Origin of the sequence: Acidovorax sp. (assembly GCF_046291265.1) — a bacterium.
Lineage (GTDB): Bacteria > Pseudomonadota > Gammaproteobacteria > Burkholderiales > Burkholderiaceae_C > Acidovorax.
Genome location: NZ_JBKBTV010000191.1, coordinates 1 through 542, shown reverse-complemented (window position 1 = coordinate 542; position 542 = coordinate 1). Strand labels below are relative to the sequence as shown.

The following is a 542-nucleotide window of genomic DNA, read 5'->3' as shown; positions in this document are numbered from 1 at the left end:
CTGTGCGGCCGACGCTTCGTGTTGCATCTGACCCACGCACTGCCCCCTGCAGCAGGCCGTGGACATGAACGTGCTGCACACGTGGCGCTCGGAGATTCAGGCGCAGTTTCGTGAGGAGCTGCAGCAGCAGCAGCGTGCGCACGCGGAAGCGATGGGGCAGGAGCGCCGCGACCGTGCCGCGCAGCTGCAGAAGCAGCAGCGCGCGCACGCGGAAGCGATGGAGCAAGCCCTTGCCCGGGAGCGCCGGGAACGCGCCGCGCAGCTGCAGAAGCAGCAGCGTGCGCACGCGGAAGCGATGGGGCAGGAGCGCCGGGAACGCGCCGCGCAGCTGCAGAAGCAGCAGCGTGCGCACGCGGAAGCGATGGAGCAAGCCCTGGCCCGGGAGCGCCGGGAACGCGCCGCGCAGCTGCAGCAGCAGCAGCGTGCGCACGCGGAAGCGATGGGGCAGGAGCGCCGCGACCGTGCCGCGCAGCTGCAGCAGCAGCAGCGCGCGCACGCGGAAGCGATGGAGCAAGCCCTGGCCCGGGAGCGCCGGGAACGCG

The 542-nt window shown here is 72.7% G+C and carries 1 pseudogene; it reads left to right on the top strand.

What is annotated here, in order from left to right:
- Positions 1 to 64: 64 nt before the first annotated feature.
- Positions 65 to 542: pseudogene (locus tag ACK41V_RS23840) on the top strand (hypothetical protein); the annotation flags it as partial.